13 protein-coding genes are annotated in these 14,946 nt (G+C 69.7%); 8 read left to right on the top strand and 5 right to left on the bottom strand.

The window, feature by feature from the left end:
• Positions 1 to 190 precede the first annotated feature (190 nt).
• A complete protein-coding gene (gene moaA / locus ACLFOB_RS10215; protein ID WP_410926013.1) occupies positions 191 to 1,198 on the top strand; it encodes a GTP 3',8-cyclase MoaA in 1,008 nt (335 codons plus the stop codon).
• A gap of 398 nt (positions 1,199 to 1,596) precedes the next feature.
• On the top strand, positions 1,597 to 2,376 hold the full coding sequence (locus tag ACLFOB_RS10210) for a gamma-glutamyl-gamma-aminobutyrate hydrolase family protein (RefSeq protein WP_410918515.1): 780 nt from the start codon (positions 1,597 to 1,599) through the stop codon (positions 2,374 to 2,376).
• Between the two features lie 245 nt (positions 2,377 to 2,621).
• On the opposite strand, the gene kynA is transcribed toward ACLFOB_RS10210, so the two are convergent.
• The 3 genes from kynA to ACLFOB_RS10195 all read right to left on the bottom strand — a co-directional run bounded on the left by kynA (position 2,622) and on the right by ACLFOB_RS10195 (position 5,710).
• Positions 2,622 to 3,458, bottom strand: coding sequence for a tryptophan 2,3-dioxygenase (gene kynA / locus ACLFOB_RS10205; RefSeq protein ID WP_410926012.1), 837 nt, complete (start codon positions 3,456 to 3,458; stop codon positions 2,622 to 2,624).
• A 133-nt stretch (positions 3,459 to 3,591) separates the two neighbouring features.
• Complete coding sequence (gene kynU / locus ACLFOB_RS10200; protein WP_410926011.1) at positions 3,592 to 4,785, bottom strand: kynureninase; 1,194 nt, start codon at positions 4,783 to 4,785, stop codon at positions 3,592 to 3,594.
• A 172-nt stretch (positions 4,786 to 4,957) separates the two neighbouring features.
• Entirely contained in the window at positions 4,958 to 5,710 is a 753-nt protein-coding gene (locus ACLFOB_RS10195) for an SDR family NAD(P)-dependent oxidoreductase (RefSeq protein WP_410926010.1), read from the bottom strand.
• Between the two features lie 230 nt (positions 5,711 to 5,940).
• On the opposite strand from ACLFOB_RS10195, the gene ACLFOB_RS10190 reads away from it, so the two are divergent.
• The 4 genes from ACLFOB_RS10190 to ACLFOB_RS10175 all read left to right on the top strand — a co-directional run bounded on the left by ACLFOB_RS10190 (position 5,941) and on the right by ACLFOB_RS10175 (position 11,082).
• Positions 5,941 to 6,390, top strand: coding sequence for a methyltransferase family protein (locus ACLFOB_RS10190; protein WP_410916772.1), 450 nt, complete (start codon positions 5,941 to 5,943; stop codon positions 6,388 to 6,390).
• A 130-nt stretch (positions 6,391 to 6,520) separates the two neighbouring features.
• On the top strand, positions 6,521 to 8,095 hold the full coding sequence (locus ACLFOB_RS10185; RefSeq protein ID WP_410916765.1) for a Re/Si-specific NAD(P)(+) transhydrogenase subunit alpha: 1,575 nt from the start codon (positions 6,521 to 6,523) through the stop codon (positions 8,093 to 8,095).
• Between the two features lie 19 nt (positions 8,096 to 8,114).
• Positions 8,115 to 9,611, top strand: a complete 1,497-nt coding sequence (locus ACLFOB_RS10180) for an NAD(P)(+) transhydrogenase (Re/Si-specific) subunit beta (protein ID WP_410916766.1) — start codon at positions 8,115 to 8,117, stop codon at positions 9,609 to 9,611.
• Positions 9,612 to 9,801: 190 nt separating this feature from the next.
• Positions 9,802 to 11,082: a DUF3422 family protein gene (locus ACLFOB_RS10175; RefSeq protein ID WP_410916767.1), complete on the top strand. Its 1,281-nt coding sequence runs from the start codon at positions 9,802 to 9,804 to the stop codon at positions 11,080 to 11,082.
• A 26-nt stretch (positions 11,083 to 11,108) separates the two neighbouring features.
• On the opposite strand, the gene ACLFOB_RS10170 is transcribed toward ACLFOB_RS10175, so the two are convergent.
• Positions 11,109 to 12,173 carry a YeeE/YedE family protein gene (locus tag ACLFOB_RS10170; protein WP_410926009.1) on the bottom strand — a complete coding sequence of 355 codons (1,065 nt, stop codon included), beginning with the start codon at positions 12,171 to 12,173 and terminating at the stop codon, positions 11,109 to 11,111.
• A 308-nt stretch (positions 12,174 to 12,481) separates the two neighbouring features.
• On the opposite strand from ACLFOB_RS10170, the gene ACLFOB_RS10165 reads away from it, so the two are divergent.
• A complete protein-coding gene (locus ACLFOB_RS10165) occupies positions 12,482 to 13,645 on the top strand; it encodes a M20 aminoacylase family protein (protein WP_410926008.1) in 1,164 nt (387 codons plus the stop codon).
• A gap of 136 nt (positions 13,646 to 13,781) precedes the next feature.
• Positions 13,782 to 14,582: a glycosyl transferase gene (locus ACLFOB_RS10160; RefSeq protein ID WP_410916770.1), complete on the top strand. Its 801-nt coding sequence runs from the start codon at positions 13,782 to 13,784 to the stop codon at positions 14,580 to 14,582.
• A gap of 157 nt (positions 14,583 to 14,739) precedes the next feature.
• Here ACLFOB_RS10160 and ACLFOB_RS10155 read toward each other — a convergent pair.
• Positions 14,740 to 14,946, bottom strand: a 207-nt coding sequence (locus ACLFOB_RS10155) for a DUF2256 domain-containing protein (protein ID WP_410926007.1), incomplete at its 5' end; no start/stop codon positions are given.

Below are 14,946 nucleotides of genomic sequence, written 5' to 3'. Positions count from 1 at the left end.
GCCTGTGGCCGGGTCTGGCCCTCGTCCGGATCCGGCTGCGGGCGCTCGGTCTGTGCGGCGCAGGCGGAAAGCAGGGCGAAAAGCGCAAATGCCGTGATCCGTTTCATGCGTCAGACCCTATGCGCCCGCGCGCCGCATCGCAACGCCGTTCCCCCTTGCCGCGATTCCGCCACGAGCCTAGGTTGCGTCCATGACCGCACCGCTTGTTGATCCCTTTCAGCGCGCGATCCGCTACCTGCGGGTCTCCGTCACCGACCGCTGCGATTTCCGCTGCGTCTATTGCATGGCGGAGAACATGACTTTCCTGCCGAAAAAGGAGCTTCTGACGCTGGAAGAGCTCGACCGCCTCTGCACCGCCTTCGTGCGGCTGGGGGTGGAAAAGCTGCGGATCACCGGCGGCGAGCCGCTGGTGCGGCGCGACATCATGACCTTCTTCGAGCGGATGGGCCGGCACCTGGACACCGGCGCGCTGAAGGAGCTGACGCTGACGACCAACGGCTCGCAGCTCGCCCGTTTCGCCGACCGGCTGCACGCCGCAGGCGTGCGCCGCGTGAATGTCTCGCTCGACACGCTCGACGCCGACAAGTTCGCCCGCGTCACCCGCTGGGGCCGGCTGCCGCAGGTGCTGGACGGCATCCGCGCGGCGCGCGAGGCCGGCCTGCGCGTCAAGATCAACGCGGTGGCGCTCAGGGCTTTCAACGAGGACGAGCTTTTCACGCTGACCGAATGGTGCGCGGCGCACGACATGGATCTCACCTGGATCGAGGTCATGCCGATGGGCGATCTGGGCAACGAGGATCGCGTGGGACAATACTGGGCGCTTTCGGACCTGCGCGCCCGGCTCGCCGAGCGCTACACGCTGATCGACACGCCCGAGCGCTCGGGCGGCCCGGCGCGCTACGTCCGCCTGCAGGAGACCGGACAGCGCATCGGGTTCATAACCCCGCTCACGCATAATTTCTGCGAAAGCTGCAACCGAGTGCGCCTGACCTGCACGGGCGAGCTTTACATGTGCCTGGGGCAGGAGGACATGGCCGACCTGCGCGCGCCGCTGCGCAACAACCCCGACAGCGACGCGCCCCTCGAGGCCGCGATCCGCGCCGCGATCGACCGCAAGCCCAAGGGGCACGACTTCGACTATTCGCGCCAGCGCGCCGACGGGCAGGTTTCGCGCCACATGAGCCACACGGGAGGCTGAAGGCGGCGATTTTCCCTGGATCGCCAGCTTCGGGCGCTCCCGGCGCGCTTTTCCGACGCGGACCGCGACGCGGAGTTCATGGGAAAGGCGCGCTCGACCGGGGCGAAACGGCGCGCGGGACCCCGGCCCGATCCGCGAACCCTTCGCAGGACGGCACGGTCGCGCGCATCTGTCTCTGGCCGGATCGCGCCGCGGCCGGGCGCATGACCCGGACCGGCGCGCGCGAGACCGCGCGCCCCGGACGCACGCCGCGGTCCGCCCGTTTCGACAGCTTCGTGCTGATCGATACCGCGGAAGGCACCGTTCGGGAGTTCCCGCCGGATCGGGCCTGCGCCAACGCCCCTTTCGCATCCGGGCGGCGGAGCCTATCTTCGGGCAGAACGAGAGCGGGGAGAGACATGGCGCGGCCCGTCGTCGGCATCATCGGCAATCAGTATCTGATCAACGATCAGTATCCGACCCACGCGGGCGGCACGATGAACTCGGAGGCGGTGAGCCAGGTCGCGGGCTGCCTGCCGCTGGTCATCCCCTCCGATCCGCGCATCGTCTCGGTCGACGAGTTGATGGAGGTCTGCGACGGATTCGTGCTGACCGGCGGCCGGCCCAACGTCCACCCCGAGGAATACGGCGAGGAAGAGACGGAAAAACACGGCGCCTTCGACCGCGCCCGCGACGCCATCGCGCTGCCGCTGGTGCGCGCCTGCGTGGCGCGCGGACAGCCGTTCCTCGGCATCTGCCGCGGGTTCCAGGAGGTCAACGTCGCGATGGGCGGCTCGCTCTACCCGGAAATCCGCGAACTCGATGGCCGGATGAACCACCGGATGCCGCCGGACGGCACGCTGGAAGAGAAATTCGCCCTGCGCCACAAGGTGCGCTTTTCCGAGAACGGCCCCTTCCACCGCCTCATGGGCGCAAGGGAAGTGATGACCAACACGCTGCACGGACAGGGGGTCAAGCGCCCCGGCCAGCGCTTCGTGATCGACGGGTGGGCGGACGACGGCACGCCCGAGGCCGCCTATGTCGCGGGCGCGCCGGGCTTCACGCTGGCCGTGCAATGGCATCCCGAATGGGATGCGGCGAACGATCCCGTCTCGCGCCCGCTTTTCGAGGCCTTCGGCGCAGCGGTGCGCGCCTTTGCCGCCGACCGCCGTGCCGCGCCGGTGGCGAAGCGCGCCTGAGTCTCCACCCGGGGCCGCGACGCGGATCCTCCTCGCCTGCGCCACGCCCGAGAGGCAGAGCCGAAGGATGCAGAGCCGGAAGATCGCGCGCTTCACGCCGCATCGCTTCGCCGGTCACGGGCATGCGCAATACGATTTCTTCCGCCGCCGTGCCATGCGCCACGTCGCGGCGCAAAGGGCCGAGGATACCGATCCGGACCAGGATCGCGAATACGCCGACGGAACGCGCTGCGCGCGCCGCAGGCTCAAAGCGCCGTGCGCAGATGCCAGAGCTCGGGAAACAGCTCCACCTCCAGCATCCGCTTCAGATAGCGCACGCCGCCGGTCCCGCCGGTCCCGCGCTTGAAACCGATCACACGCTCCACCGTCGTGACATGGTTGAACCGCCAGCGGCGGAAATAGTCCTCCAGATCCACCAGCTTCTCGGCCAGCTCGTAAAGTTCCCAGTTCGCCTCCGGCGCGCGATAGACCGCCGTCCAGGCGGCCATCACCCCGTCGTCGGCCGCATGCGGGCGCGACAGGTCCCGCTTCAGCACCGCCTCCGGCACGGCATGGCCGCCGTCGTGCAGGCGCCGCAGCGCCACGTCATAGAGCGAGGGCCGCGCCAGTTCCGCGCGAAGCTCCGCATGGATCTCCGGCCGGTGCGCATGCGGGCGCAGCATCGCCGGGTTGCGGTTGCCCAGCACGAACTCGATCTGCCGGTACTGGTGCGACTGAAAGCCCGAGCTCTGCCCCAACGCGTCGCGGAAGCGCGTGTAGTCCGCGGGCGTCATCGTGCGCAGCACGTCCCAGGCCGAATTGAGCTGCTCGAAGATCCGCGCCACCCGCGTCAGCATCTTGAAGGCCGGGCGCGCGCTGCCCCGGACCAGTTCCTCGCGCGCCGCGCCCAGTTCGTGCAGCGCAAGCCGCATCCAGAGCTCCGAGGTCTGGTGCTGGATGATGAAGAGCATCTCGTCGTGCGCGTCCGACAGGCGGTGCTGCGCGCCCAGGATCGCGTCGAGCCGCAGGTAGTCGCCGTAGGACATGCGGCCGTCGAAGGCCATCTGCGCGCCTTCGCGGGCAGGGTCGTAGGGATCGGACATCTTGCTATCTCCTCGAACGGGGAACGGCGGGGCGAAAGGCCCGCGCGTCACCCGTCGAGGCTTGCGATCGCCACCATCCGGCGCCAGGCCGCCACCCAGCCCGCGGGCCGGCAGAGGGGCACGCGCAGCGCCATCAGGTCACGCGGCCCCGCTTGCGATAGGCCGCGTCGTCCCAGAGCCGCCCCTCGAAGACCTCGCCCATGATCCCCGCCGCGCGCACCACGTCGCCCTCGTCGATGAAAAGCGGCGTGAAGCCGAAGCGCATGATGTCCGGCGCGCGGAAGTCTCCGATCACGCCCCGCGCGATCAGCGCCTGCATCGCGGCATGGCCTTCGTGGAAGCGGAAGGAGACCTGGCTGCCGCGCTCGGCCGGCGCGCGCGGGGTGGCCAGCACCAGTTCCGGGCAGCGCGCCTCGACCTCCTCGATGAAGAGACCGGTCAGCTCCAGCGATCTGGCCCGCACCGCGGCCATGTCGGTCATCTCCCAGACGTCGAGCGCAGCCTCAAGCGCCGCCAGCGCCAGGATCGGCGGCGTGCCCACCCGCATCCGCTCGATCCCGCGCGCCGGGCGGTAGGACGGCTCGAAGTCGAAGGGCGCCGCATGGCCCAGCCAGCCCGAGAGCGCCGGGCGCGCCCGGTCCGCATGCCGGGGCGCCACATAGATGAAGGCCGGGGCGCCGGGTCCCCCGTTGAGATACTTGTAGGTGCAGCCCACCGCGAAATCCGCGCCGCAGCCGGCGACGTCCACCTCGGTCGCGCCTGCCGTGTGCGCCAGGTCCCAGACCGTGAGCGCGCCCACCGAATGCGCCTTCCTCGTGAGCGCGCGCATGTCGTGCAGCCGCCCGGTGCGATAGTCCACCTCGGTGATCAGCGTGACCGCGACCTCCTCGGTGATATGCCGGGCCACCTCCGCGGGCTCGACCACGCGCAGCTCGTAGCCCTCGCCCAGCATCCCCAGAAGGCCCTCTGCCATGTAGAGATCCGAGGGGAAGTTGCCGGTGTCAGACAGCACCACCCGGCGGTCGGGCCGCATCTCCAGAGCGGCGGCCAGCGCCTGGTAGACCTTGATCGACAGCGTGTCGCCCAGCACCACATGTCCGGGCTCCGCCCCGATCAGCCGCCCGATCCGGTCGCCGATCGACTGTGGCCGCTCCATCCAGCCCGCCCGGTTCCAGCCGGTGATCAGCATCTCGCCCCATTCGCCGCGCATCACCGCGTCCATTTTCGCCGGCGCATCCAGGGGCAGCGGCCCCAGCGAGTTGCCGTCGAGGTAGATCAGCCCCTCGGGCAGGTGGAAACGGGCCTTGGTGGCGGCGAAATCGGTCATGCAACTCTCCCCGGGGATTGGCGGAGAGCCTAGTGCCATCCACCGCGGGCGTCCAGATGGGCCGGGCACAGCAGACAGGTCCGTCCTCTTGCCGGAAATACCCTCGGGGGGTGAGCGCCCGGCACGGGCGCGAGGGGGGCAGACAGCCCCCCTTCTCGCCGCGTCAGGCGGCTCAGATCTGCCCGCCGGCGATCTCGATGCACTGGCCGTTCACGCTTTCCGATCCCGGCCCGCAGAGCCAGAGCGCGGCGGCCGCGACCTCCTCCGGCGCGATCAGCCGGCCGTGACGGTTCATGCTGACCATCATCCGGAAGGCGCGGTCGGCGTCCACGCCCGCCCGCTCGGCGATGGAGCGCGTGTTGCGCGTGACGATGTCGGTGTCGGTATAGGCCGGGCAGATGGCGTTGAAGGTGACGGGCTTGCCCACGAAGTCCTCGGCCAGCGCGCGGATCAGCCCGATCATGCCGTGCTTCGACGCGGTATAGGCCGGCGCGCCCTTCAGCCCCTTCAGGCCGGCGATGGATGACACCGCCAGAACCCGGCCCCAATCGGTGCCCACCATGCCCCTCAGCGATTCGCGGATCGTCAGGAAGGCGCCGTCGAGATTGGTGGCCATCATCCGCCGCCAGAAGTCCGTGTCGGTCTTGTGCAGCGACCGCCCCTCGGCGATGCCGGCGTTGGCAACGCAGACCTGCACGGGACCCCGCGCCTCGACCGCGGCCGCGATGCCGTCCACCACCTGCGCCTCGTCGGTCACGTCCATACTCAGCGCGTGCAGGCCGGACCCCGCGGCCTGTTCCAGCACCTCGCGGCGGCGGCCGGTGATCGTGACCTCGGCCCCCTGCCCGGCCAGCGCCCGCGCGATCGCCAGCCCGATACCCGTGCCGCCCCCGGTCACCAGCGCGTGCTTTCCCTGCAATGTCATCGCGTCCTCCCTTTGCGGCGACCTTAGCGGGCGCGCACCCGGTCGCAAGCGCGGCGCGACGATACGGCCCCTTCCCGAATCGCGCGGGGCGCGAAATCAGGACTGCAGGACAGGAGGCCGCCGATGAACACGCGCACCAGATCCGAAGAATTTTCGATCGAAAATTCTTCCGGCACCAAGCAAACCGCCTGCGAATTTTCGGGCGAAAATTCGCAGGCTTGCCCGTCGTGCTGAGGTGGCTCGATCTGCCGCCCGTCTGGCTGGCCGGCGCGCTGGCGCTCGCCTGGGCGCAGGCGCGGTGGCTGCCGCTCGGGTTGTCGTTCGGCGGCGGATGGGCCGATCTGGCCGGCGGGCTGCTCGTGGGCGGCGGGCTCGTGCTGATCGCCTTTGCCGCGGCCGAGTTCCGGCGCGCCCGCACCACCATCGTGCCGCACAGGCAGCCCTCGGAAATGATCACGACCGGCGTCTATGGCCGCACGCGCAATCCGATCTACCTGGCCGACCTCATGATCCTTGCCGGCCTGGCGCTCTACTGGGACGCGGTGCCGTCGCTCGCGCTGGTGCCGCTTCTTCTGTGGGTTCTCGAGCGGCGCTTCGTTCTGCCCGAGGAGGATCGCTTGCGCCGGACCTTCCGCGCCGATTTCGCGCGCTACGAGCGCCGGGTGCGGCGCTGGATATAGCAAAAAGGCGGCGCGCGCGGGCCCCTGGGTCCGCACGCGCCTTGTGAAGCCGCGGCCTTGACGCTAGGGGTCGCACGTTGGAGAGGAAGCCCAGGGCCAGCGGGCCCGTCAACGCGGGGGGACGAGACCGGTGAAGATCGGAACGCCGAAGGAAGTGATGGAGGGCGAGGCGCGCGTCGCCATGACGCCGCAAAGCGCGCGCGACCTGCAGAAGCTGGGCCACGACTGCCTGATCGAGGCCGGCGCCGGCGCGCGCGCGGGCTTCAACGACAGCGCCTACGAAGAGGCTGGCGTGACCGTCGTGCCCGACGCCGAGGCGCTCTGGACGCAGGCCGACGTGGTAGCCAAGGTCCGCCCGCCCACCGACGCCGAGGTCGAGCGCACGCGCGAGGGGCAGCTCCTGATCTCGTTCTTCTACCCGGCCTCGAACGAGGATCACATGAAGGCGCTGGCCGACAAGGGTGCCAGCGTCATCGCGATGGACATGGTCCCGCGCATCAGCCGCGCGCAGAAGATGGACGCGCTGAGCTCGATGGCCAACATCGCCGGCTACCGCGCGGTGATCGAGGCGGGCAACAACTTCGGCCGCTTCTTCACCGGGCAGGTGACGGCGGCGGGCAAGGTGCCCCCGGCCAAGGTGCTCGTGGTGGGCGCGGGCGTGGCGGGCCTTGCCGCCATCGGCACTTCGACAAGCCTCGGCGCGATCACCTACGCCTTCGACGTGCGCCCCGAAGTGGCCGAGCAGGTCGAATCGATGGGCGCGGAGTTCGTCTATCTCGACTTCGAGGAAGAGCTCGAGGACGGCTCGGCCTCCGGCGGCTACGCCAAGCCCTCGTCCCCCGAGTTCCGCGAGGCACAGCTTGCCAAGTTCCGCGAGCTGGCGCCGGACATCGACATCGTCATCACCACCGCGCTCATCCCCAACCGCGAGGCGCCGGAGCTCTGGACCGAGGACATGGTAAAGGCCATGAAGCCCGGCTCGGTGATCGTGGACCTCGCCGCCGAGCGCGGCGGCAACTGCAAGCTCACGGTGAAGGACGAGAAGATCGTCACCGACAACGGCGTGACGATCGTCGGCTACACCGACTTCCCCAGCCGGATGGCGACGCAGAGCTCGACGCTCTACGCCACCAACGTCAGACACCTCCTGACCGACCTGACGCCCGAGAAGGACGGCGCGGTCAACCACGACATGGAGGACGACGTGATCCGCGGCGCGACCGTCGCGCATGGCGGCGAGGTCACCTTCCCGCCGCCGCCGCCCAAGGTGCAGGCGATCGCGGCGCAGAAGCCCAAGGAAAAGCCCAAGGAGCTGACGCCCGAGGAGAAGCGCGCGCAGGAGGTCGCGGCCTTCCGGGCGCAGACCCGCAGCCAGGTCATGCTGCTGGGCGGGGGCATCGTGCTGATGGGCCTTCTGGGCCTTGTCGCGCCGGCAAGCTTCATGCAGCACTTCATCGTCTTCGTGCTGGCCTGCTTCGTGGGCTTCCAGGTGATCTGGAACGTCAACCATGCGCTGCACACGCCGCTCATGGCGGTCACCAACGCGATCTCCGGGATCATCGTCCTTGGCGCGATCCTGCAGATCGGCTCGGGCAACTGGCTGGTGGTGACGCTGGCCGCGATCTCGGTGCTGATCGCCACAATCAACATCGTGGGGGGCTTCCTGGTCACGCGCCGGATGCTCGCCATGTTCCAGAAATCCTGAGCGGGGGACAGGCAGGACAATGGTCGGAGAACAGTTCGTCACCGCCGCGGCCATCGCCGCGAGCGTCCTCTTCATCCTCTCGCTGGGGGGGCTTTCGAACCAGGAGAACGCCAAGCGCGCGGTCTGGTACGGAATCGTCGGCATGGCGCTCGCGGTGGTCTTCACCGCGCTCGGGCCCGGGATCGGCACCTTCTGGCTGATGATCCCGATGATGATCGTGGGCGCGGTGATCGGCGTCTATGTGGCCTCCAAGGTCGACATGACGGAAATGCCCCAGCTCGTGGCCGCGCTGCACTCCTTCGTGGGTCTGGCCGCGGTCTTCGTGGGCATCAACGCCGAGACCGCGCGCCTGCGCGTCGCCGCCGCCTTCGAGGACGCGGGCGTGCGCTTTCCCAACCCCGAAGGCGTGACGCCGCCGGCAGAGCTGGTCGAGGGCTTTTCCGCCTTCGCGGCCAAGGTCGCCACCAAGACCGGCCCCGAGGTCGTGTTCCTTCAGATCGAGGTGGTGCTCGGCGTCTTCATCGGTGCCGTGACCTTCACCGGCTCGATCATCGCCTTCGGCAAGCTGGCCGGCAAGGTGGACGGCAAGCCCAGGCAACTGCCGGGCGGTCACATGCTGAACGCGGCGGCGGCAGCGGGCTCGCTGCTGCTTGCCATCGTCTACCTGACGACGAGCAGCGGCACCGTCTCGGTGATCTCGCTGCTGGCGATCGCCGCGCTGGCCTTCTTCATCGGCTACCACCTGATCATGGGGATCGGCGGGGCGGACATGCCCGTGGTCGTCTCGATGCTGAACAGCTACTCGGGCTGGGCGGCGGCGGCCATCGGCTTCACGCTCTCGAACGACCTGCTGATCGTCACCGGCGCGCTGGTGGGCTCCTCGGGTGCGATCCTCAGCTACATCATGTGCAAGGCGATGAACCGCAAGTTCATCAACGTGATCCTCGGCGGCTTCGGCGGCAGCCAGGGGCCCGCGGCGGATATCGAGGGCGAACAGGTCGCCATCGACGCCGAGGGCGTTGCCGCGGCGCTCGAGGACGCCGACAGCGTCGTCATCGTGCCGGGCTACGGCATGGCCGTGGCGCAGGCCCAGCAGGCGGTGAGCGAACTGACCCGCAAGCTGCGCGCCAAGGGCAAGGAGGTGCGCTTTGCCATCCACCCGGTGGCGGGCCGGCTGCCCGGTCACATGAACGTGCTGCTGGCAGAGGCCAAGGTGCCCTACGACATCGTGCTGGAGATGGAGGAGATCAACGACGATTTCCCCGACACCGACGTGGTGATCGTGATCGGCTCGAACGACATCGTGAACCCGGCGGCACAGGACGATCCCAACAGCCCCATCGCCGGGATGCCGGTGCTGGAGGTCTGGAAGGCAAAGCAGGTCTTCGTCTCCAAGCGCGGCCAGGGCACGGGCTATTCCGGCATCGAGAACCCGCTCTTCTTCAAGGAGAACACGCGGATGTTCTATGGCGACGCCAAGGAGAGCCTGACCAGGCTCTTGTCGCTCATCGATTAGGCAGGCCGGCGGCCGTGAATGCACAGGGGCGCCGCCACGCGCGGCGCCCTTTGTCGTTCCGCACCATGGGGTTGGCGCTGGACAGCCGGCGCAGCATACCGTCGCACACGCCTAACCCCATGAGTTGGCAGGGTATTCCCCTTTACTTTTCTGCAGCGCAGCATTACCTCCCCGCCATTCGGAGACCGCCATGCCGCCCATTGCCGACCACCCCCTTCGCTATCAGCTGGCCAACGAGCTGCACGCGCGCCCCTTCCCCGCGGTCTCCGCGCCGGGACGGGCGGTCTATCTCGCCATCAAGCGTCCGGAAGAGGCCGAGAGCCATGACTGGCAGGACGATCTCGCCCATCTGATCACGCTGCTCGACCGGCATGGCACCGACCACCCAAAGCCAGGTGCGACGCACTGGTCCGGGCAGATCGGCAAGCATCGGCTGAAATGGGAAAGTCATACCGAGTTCGTCACCTACACCGTCTTTCTCGACGGGCCGGGGGCCAAGCCCTTCGACCCCGACGATTTCGGCGTGTTCCCCGAAGACTGGCTCGATGCGGCGCCGGGGCAGCGGATCACCTCGGCCCTGATCCGGATCGAACAGCGGCCCGCGCACGAGACCGTCGCGGAGCGGATCTGCGAGTGGTTCGTCTCGGAAAGCGTGGCCGTCAGCCGGGTCCAGGACGACTGCGCCGTGGTGGCGGGCGATTTTCGCATCGACCCGGCGGGGCACATGCGTTTCGCCATCTTCGCCGGCGAAGCGACGGGCCGGCGGCGCATCGGCCGCATCGTGCAGCGGCTGGCCGAGGTCGAAACCTACAAGACCATGGCGATGCTGGGGTTCCAGCGGGTCAAGGCGCTTGCGCCGCGGATGGGCGAGATCGACAAGGAACTCTCGCGCCTGATGTCCGGGATGACCGACCGCGCGGCGCCCGCCGAAGAGACGCTGCAGGCGCTGCTCGCGGTTTCCGCAGAGCTCGAATCGCTTTCGGCGCAGTCGTCGTTCCGCTTCGGCGCGACGGCGGCCTACGAGGCGATCGTGCACCAGCGGATCGAGGTGATGCGCGAGGAACACTTCGAAGGGCGGCAGACCTTCGACGAGTTCATGATGCGCCGGTTCGACCCCGCGATGCGCACGGTGAAATCCACGCAGGCCCGGCTGCAGACGATGGCGGATCGGGCGATGCGGGCGGGCGATTTGCTGCGCACGCGGGTGGACGTGGCGCGCAGCGCCCAGAACCAGGCGCTGCTGGAAAGCATGGACCGCCGCGCGGACCTGCAACTGAGGCTGCAGAAGACGGTCGAGGGCTTCTCGGTCGTGGCGATAAGCTACTACGCCGTCTCGCTGCTGGGTTATCTGCTTTACCCCATGGCCGAACCGCTGGGCGTGAGCAAGGGCATCGTCACCGCCGGCATAACCCTGCCGGTCGTGGCGATCGTGTTCCTTGCGATCCGGCGCATCCGGGTCCGGATCGACTGACGGCGCCGTTTGCCGCGCCGACAGGCCTATTCTGCCGGTTGCGCGCGGTGCGCCCCCTGCCCGGCGCGTGCCCCGTTCAGCACCCGGTCCGTGGCCCAGCCCCCGGCGACCATCGCGCCCAGCGCCAGGAAGGCCGCGACCGAAAGCGTCGCCGTGCCCGACAGCCCCGCGCCCACCGTGCAACCGCCGGCCAGCGTGCCGCCGAAGCCCATAAGCGCCGCACCAGCCAGGTAACGACCGGTCTGCGCCGGGCTCTCGAAGCTCTGCACGCGAAAGCGCCGCGCCGGCAGTGCCGACAGCAGGCTGCCCAGAACCGTGCCCGCCACCAGCCCCGTCCCGAAGCCCAGCGGGATCGAACTGGCTGCCGCGAGCCAGAACAGCGTCTCCGCCGAGGCGGAGGTGAAGGCCAGCGACTGGAAGACCACGGGATCGAAATCATCGAACAGAAGCACCCCGGTGCCGACCCAGCCCAGCGGCACCAGCAGGCCGAGCGCAAAACCCAGCGTCAGCGCGCGCGGCCCCGCACCGGAACGCGCGGCGACCAGCAGCGCCCCCAGTCCCGCGACAGCGGCCCAGAGCAGCCCGCCGCCCGGCAGCGCCGCGAGCGAGACGGCCTGCCCCAGCGGGACGGTCGCCTCTCCCAGCCACAGCCGCGCCGGCACCAGGACGCCACGCATCGTGCCAAGGGCAACCAGCGCGAAGACCAGCATCACGAGCGCGGCCCGCAGGTTGCCCGTGCCCGACAACACCGTGAGCCGCGAGATGCAGCCGCGCGTCAGGACCATGCCGGCGCCGAAGAGGCCGCCGCCCAGCACCACCGCGATCACCGGCAGGTCGGCTGCCATGAACCGGTGATCGGCGAAGGAAATCCAGTCCTGCGCCACCGCCGCTTGCGTGCCGATCAGCGCCGCGGCGAAGGCCGCGAGCCAGACGCCCGCAGCCGCCCGCCGCTCCGGCCCCGCCACGACCGAGCGGCGCAGGCAGAAGCCGCTGCGCTCTGCCAGCACCCCGAAGGCCAGGCCCAGCGCCACGCCGAAGACGACGGCGGCCTGCGGTGCGCTCAGCGCCGCGATGCCAAGATCCTGATACATGTCGCATCCCCCGCACCGGAATTTCAGTCCAGTTGCATCGCAGGGCATGCGCGATCAAGCGCACCGCCGCCGCCGTGCGCCGGTGTGACCGGAACGTTTTCCCAACATGCGCAGGCCACGCAGACTCTTCTCCGCGGCCGGGGCGCCGGGGCGAAATGCCCGCCGCCCCGCCCCGGGACCGCCGCGGCGGCGCATCCTTTTTCGGACCGGCAGCCCCCGGGACGGCGGCAGCATGTGACATCCCGTGCGGCGCGCGTTATCCATGCCGGGAAGGCGCCCGTGCCGCGGGCGCGCGCAGGAGGACAGAAATGCCCGTCAAGAACCGATTCGCCGAACTGCACGACGAGATCACGGCCTGGCGCCGCGACTTCCACCAGCACCCCGAGATCCTGTTCGAGACCTATCGCACCGCCGAAATCGTGGCCGACAAGCTGCGCGCCTTCGGCTGCGACGAGGTGGTCGAGGGGATCGGGCGCACCGGCGTGGTGGGCGTGATCCGGGGCAAGGCGGATACCAAGGGCCGCGTCATCGGCCTGCGCGCGGACATGGACGCGCTGCCGATCCACGAGCAGACGGGCGCGCCGCATGCCTCGAAGACGGCCGGCGCCATGCATGCCTGCGGCCACGACGGGCACACCGCCATGCTGCTGGGCGCCGCGAAATACCTGGCCGAGACGCGCAATTTCGACGGCACCTGCGTGGTGATCTTCCAGCCCGCCGAAGAGGGCGGCGGCGGCGGCAAGGAGATGTGCGACGACGGGCTGATGGACCGCTGGGGCATCCAGGAGGTCTACGGCATGCACAACTGGCCTGGAAAGCCGGTGGGCAGCTTCTCGATCCGCTCCGGCCCGTTCTTCGCCGCGACGGACGAGTTCGACATCGAATTCCAGGGCGTGGGCGGCCATGCCGCCAAGCCGCACGACACCGTGGACACCACAGTGATGGCGGCCCACGCGGTCACCGCGCTGCAGACCATCGCCAGCCGCAACGCCGACCCGGTGGACCAGATCGTGGTCTCGGTCACCAGCTTCCAGACCTCGTCGCAGGCCTTCAACGTGATCCCGCAGGGCGTGCACCTGCGCGGCACGGTGCGCACGCTCTCGACCGGGATGCGCGCGCTGGCCGAACGGCGCATCCGCGCGATCTGCGAAGGGGTGGCCACGACCTTCGGCGGCACGGTCGAGGTGCACTACCACCGCAACTACCCCGTCATGTCGAACCACGCCGAACAGGCGGACTTCGCGGCGGAGGTCGCCCGTGCCGTGTCCGGCGAGTGCGCGGAGGCGCCGCAGGTCATGGGCGGCGAGGATTTCGCCTACATGCTCGAGGCACGGCCGGGCGCCTACATCCTCGTGGGCAACGGCGACACGGCCATGGTCCACCACCCGGAATACGATTTCAACGATGCGACCATCCCCGCCGGCTGCTCCTGGTGGGCCGAGGTGGTGGAGCGGCGGATGCCCGCAGCCTGAGACGGGCCGCGCTCATCGGCCCTGGCGGGCCTTCTTGGCGGCGGCGCACTGGCAAAGCCGCACAGGCCAAGGCGCACCACTGGCCAAGGCGCCGTCGCTCGTCTAGGCAGGCGCGCATCCCGACCGGAGAGACCGCGTGCAGACTGCCACCGTCGCCTGCATCAAGTGGGGCACCGCCTTCGGCCCCGAATATGTCAACCGCCTCTACTCCGGGGTGCGCCGCAACCTTGCGCGTCCCGTGCGATTCCTCTGCATGACCGAGCGCGCCGAGGGGCTTCACCCCGATGTCGAGGTGATCCCCCTGCCGCGCGAGCCCTTCCAGGACGAGATGGACCGCGCGCTCGCCCGCGCGAACCGGCAGGGCGCGATGCGCAAGGTCTCGCTCTTCCGCCCGGGCGCGATCCCCGATCCCGCGGGGCCGGTGCTGGGCTTCGACCTCGACGTGGTGATCACCGGCGATCTGGAGCCGATCTGGACCCTGCCGCCCGGAAAGATCGCGATGCGCCACGACTGGACCGAGGCGCGCAAGGGCCGGCCCACCGGCCACGGCTCGGTCTTCCGCTTCGACCCCGCGCGGCACGGCTATCTCTACCGGGACCTCGCCGCAAATCCCTTCACCGAGGTCGAGATCGCCCGCGGCTCCGAACAGCGCTACACCTCGCACAAGGCGATGGAGCGCGGCGATTTCCTCTACATCCCCGGCGATCTCGTGGTCAGCTTCAAGTACGACTGCCTCGGGCTGCCGCCGGTGAACTGGCTGCGCACGCCGCGCCTGCCGGAAAACGCCCGTGTCGTCTGCTTCCACGGCCGGCCCAAGATGCCCGAGGCGGTCGACGGCTACCGCGGCTCGCTGATCCGCCGGTCGAAGCCCTGCCCCTGGCTGCGCGAGCACTGGATCGAGCGCGCCCGCGCCGACCTTGGTCCTGACTGGCCCTGACGCCGCCTGACGCCGCGCCGTCCCGGCCTCCGCGCGGCCCCGCAAGATCCGGCCGCGTTCCCCGGCCTTCCTCTTGCGGAAAATACCCCGGGGGTCCGGGGGCGGAGCCCCCGGCCGCGCGAAGCGCCGGATGGCGTGCGGCCGCAGGCCGCTCCGCTCAGCGGCGCCTGGCCTCGCGCCGGCAGCGCTCCGAGCAATGGCGCACCTCGTCCCAGACCGCCGCCCATTTGCGGCGCCAGGCGAAGGGACGGCCGCAGGTGACGCAGGTCTTTTGCGGCAGGTCCGCCTTCTTGCGCATCCGGGCCATCAGAAACCGAAGCTCCCCTGCCGGTCGTCCGCCAGCTTTCGCCGAGCGCGCGGCGCG

The organism is Rhodosalinus sp., from assembly GCF_046542825.1.
In the GTDB taxonomy this organism is placed as follows: Bacteria; Pseudomonadota; Alphaproteobacteria; order Rhodobacterales; family Rhodobacteraceae; genus Rhodosalinus.
Note: the sequence above shows the minus strand (reverse complement) of the source record. Positions and strands in the feature narration are given on the sequence as shown.